The organism is Micromonospora sp. 4G55 (assembly GCF_016803375.1).
The window spans coordinates 1-3,477 of the sequence record NZ_JAEVHN010000640.1; the positions used below are offsets into that span (position 1 = coordinate 1).

At 73.5% G+C, this 3,477-nt stretch carries 3 protein-coding genes; 1 reads left to right on the forward strand and 2 read right to left on the reverse strand.

Going from position 1 to position 3,477, the window contains the following annotated elements; all coding sequences use genetic code 11:
• Positions 1–121 precede the first annotated feature (121 nt).
• Positions 122–1,420, reverse strand: coding sequence for a sugar ABC transporter substrate-binding protein (locus JNW89_RS31505; protein WP_238451841.1), 1,299 nt, complete (start codon positions 1,418–1,420; stop codon positions 122–124).
• Positions 1,421–1,512: 92 nt separating this feature from the next.
• On the opposite strand from JNW89_RS31505, the gene JNW89_RS31510 reads away from it, so the two are divergent.
• A complete protein-coding gene (locus JNW89_RS31510; protein WP_238451842.1) occupies positions 1,513–2,712 on the forward strand; it encodes an ROK family transcriptional regulator in 1,200 nt (399 codons plus the stop codon).
• A gap of 3 nt (positions 2,713–2,715) precedes the next feature.
• Here JNW89_RS31510 and JNW89_RS31515 read toward each other — a convergent pair whose 3' ends face one another.
• Positions 2,716–3,312, reverse strand: coding sequence for a glycosyl hydrolase (locus JNW89_RS31515; RefSeq protein ID WP_238451843.1), 597 nt, complete (start codon positions 3,310–3,312; stop codon positions 2,716–2,718).
• Between the last annotated feature and the right edge of the window lie 165 nt (positions 3,313–3,477).

Genomic DNA, 3,477 nt, shown 5'->3' on the forward strand with positions numbered 1-3,477 from the left:
GTCGGCCGGCCGGTCGGGCGGCGCGACGGCCCGGGGGGTGGTGCGGGTTGCCATCGGGGTCCTCTCGCGAGGTGGTCGTGGGAGGGTCGGCGATCCCTCCCACGACCACCGGTCCGGCGGGTCAGCGCAGCTGCTGCTGGGCCCGGGTGAGCTTCTGCCGGATGCTGTCCTCGGTGACCGGCCGGCCGCTCGCGGCGTCGGCGAACAGTTCCTTGATGGCGGTGCCGACCAGCGTCTCGAAGGTGCTCTCGTTGGGCACCTGCGGCAGCGGCGCCGCCGTGGTGGCCAGCACCTCCTGGAGCACCTTCTGCTCGGGCGCGGCGAACGCGGCGTCACCGGCGACGGTCTTGACCGCCGGCAGCGAGCCGTACGTCTTGTTCAGCGCCACCTGCTCGGCGTCGCTGGTCATGAACTTGACGAACTCCAGCGCGCCGTCCTTTTTCTTCGTGTGCTTGAACACGGCTATGTTGATCCCGGCGACCATGCTGTTGACCTTCTTGCCACCGGCCGGCGGGCTGGCCGGGAAGGGCACCGGGGCGACCCCGTACGCGTCGGGTGCCATGTTCTGCGACTTCAGGTTCGAGCCGGCCGCCTGCCAGAGCAGCATGGCGGCCTTGCCGTTGGCGAAGTCGGAGACGGCCTGGTTCTGCGCGTACTCGGCGTTGCTCGGGTTGACCACCTTGTCGGCGGCCATCAGGTCGACGTAGCGCTTCACCGCGGCGACGTTCTGCGGGGTGTCGAAGGTCGGCTTGCCGGACGCGTCGAACCACTCGCCGCCGTACTGCTGGCTGAAGGTGAAGGCGTGGTGCGCGTTCTCCGACGGGTTGGCGCCCTCGACGGCCAGGCCCCACTTGCCGTTGCCGGTGAGCTTGCGGCCGTACTCGGCGACCTGCTCCCAGGTGGTCGGCGGGCTGGTGATGCCGGCGTCGGCGAACGCCTTCTTGTTGTAGTACAGGGCGTAGGACAGGCTGTAGAGCGGCACGGCCGCCGGCGGCTTGCCGGGCGCGCCGGCGGCGGCGAGCGCGGCGGGGACGAACCGGTCCTTGCCGCCGACCTTGCCGAGGGTCGCGTCGTCGAACTCGACCATCGCGCCGGTCGCCTGCATCGACGCCGACCAGGTGTTGCCGATGTTGACCACGTCCGGGCCCTGCCCGGAGGCGGCGGCGGCGAGCAGCCGGTTGAGCAGGTCGGACCAGGGCACGACCTCGACCGTGACCTTGATGCCGCTCTGCTTCTCGAACTTGTCCAGCTCCGGCTGGAGGATCTGCTTGTCGGCCTCCAGGCTGGGACCCTGGTTGCTGGCCCAGTAGGTGAGGGTTTTGCCGGAGCCGCTGCCGGCCTCGTCCGAGTCGCCGCCGGCGGTGAGCGAGGCGGCGGCCAGCACGGCCACGGCGATCATCCCGAGGTGTCGTCTCGACACGGTGTGCCCTTCTTAAAGTGGTTGTCCTCAGGGCCGTCAAGCATGGGGACGTACAGTCGCCCGGGCGGCCGAGGCGGATGCGAGGTGGGCGAGTGGAGCTGGTGCGAGCGACGAACCGGGGGCTCCGGCTGCGCAACCGGTCCACCCTGCTGACGAAGGTCTTCCTCGATGGCCCGCTGACCCGGCAGGACCTGGTACGCAGCAGCGGGCTGAGCCAGCCCGCGGTGAGCAACGTCGTCGGCGACCTGATCGACGAGGGGCTGGTCGTCGAGGCGGGCGCCGCCTCCTCGGACGGCGGGCGGCCGAGCATGATGCTCCGGGTCCCGCCGGGATACGCCGCCGTGATCGGCGTCGACGTGGGGGAGACCCGGGTCCGCGTCGAGCTGTTCGACCTGGCGATGACGTTGCTGGCCAGCAGCGAGTACCCGCTGGACCCGGCCCGCACCGAGCCCGCCGTGGTGGCCGGCCACGTGCTGGCCGGCATCGACGCGGTGACCGCCCGGGCCGGCGTCGCGGCGGCCGACGTGCTCGGCGTCGGCATCGGCGTCTCCGGGGTGGTCGAGCAGGGCGCCCAGGCGGTGGTGCACGCCCAGGCGCTCGGGTGGGACCGGATCCCGCTGCAACGACTGATCGCCGACGGGACCGACCTGCCGCTGCACCTCGACAACGGGGCCAAGACCCTCGGTCAGGCGGAGATGTGGTTCGGCGCCGGCCGGGGCGCCCGGCACGCCGTGTTCGCGTTGGTCGGCTCCGGCGTCGGCGCCGCCGTGGTGACCAACGGGATCACCTACCGGGGGGCGTCCAGCAGCGCCGGCGAGTGGGGGCACACCACCCTGATGTACGGCGGCCGGGCCTGTCGCTGCGGTGCCCGGGGCTGCCTGGAGGCGTACGTCGGGGCCGAGGCGATCATCGACCGCTACCGGGAGGCCCGCCGGGGCCGGCCGGTGCCCGGCGACGACGAGGAGTCCCAGCTCGCCGCGCTGGTCGACGCGGCGGCCACCTCGGCCACCGCCCGGCGGGTGCTCGACGAGACCGCCGGCTACCTGGGCGCCGGGGTGGCCAACCTGATCAACCTGTTCAATCCGGAGCGGGTGGTGCTCGGCGGTTGGGCCGCCGTCGCCCTCGGCGACCTGCTGCCGGCCATCCGGGCGGCCGCCGGCCGGCAGGCGCTGCGCCAGCCGTACGAGCAGGCGTCGATCCAGCTCGGTCGGCTGGGGGTGGACGCGGTGGCGTTGGGCGCGGCCACGCTGCCGATCGCCCGGCTGCTCGCCTCGGGCGGCGTACGCGACTGACCGTCACCGGGCCCGCTGGAAGGCGCGGCCGACCTCGGTGGCGACCGGGCCGTCGCGGAACAGCCCGGACCGGTCCTTGTCGCTGGCGGGCAGCCCGAACCAGGCGTAGCGCCGCAGCCAGGGCAGCCCGTCGAGCATGGTGGTCGCCGCAGTGAGGAAGGCCGCCTGCTGCCCCGGCGTGGGGAACCTCGCGCCGCCGCCGGCGAAGTCGATCAGGGCGAACTCGGTGAGCCAGATCGGCAGCCCGTAGCGCTGGTGCACCGCCCGCAGGTACGCCGCCAGCTGGTCGACCGCCTCGGCGGTGCGGAAGTCCCCGCCGTACCAGTGCAGGGCGATGAAGTCGACCCGGTAGCCGCGGGACCGCGCGCCGGTCAGGAAGCGGTCCAGCCAGCCGCCGGGGTCGGCGCCGCCGGAGGCGACGGCGGGACTGCCCAGCATCCGCCCGGTCGCCATCAGCTGTGGCCACAGCTCCAGGGCCTGTTCGGGGGTGAGGTTCGACTGGGCGCCCAGGTCCGGCTCGTTGAATCCCAGCAGGTGGCTCCCGGCGCCGGCGGCCCGGTCGAGGCTGGTCGGGTTGACGTCCTTCGCCCCCCAGATCATCGGCACGAACTCGGCGCGGCCGGGGTGCGGATGCCCGGGTGCCCGGTGCCCCAGGTGTGGTACCAGCCCGCGCCGGACTCGTCCATGGCGCGGCTCACGCCCGGGAAGCTCCACACGCCCACCCCCTTCCGGCCGGAGGAGACGGCCGGCGGCGCGGCCGGCGCG

Coding starts and splice junctions, on each gene's coding strand:
- JNW89_RS31515 (WP_238451843.1), bottom strand. CDS start 3,312: ATGATCTGGGGGGCGAAGGACGTCAACCCGACCAGCCTCGACCGGGCC.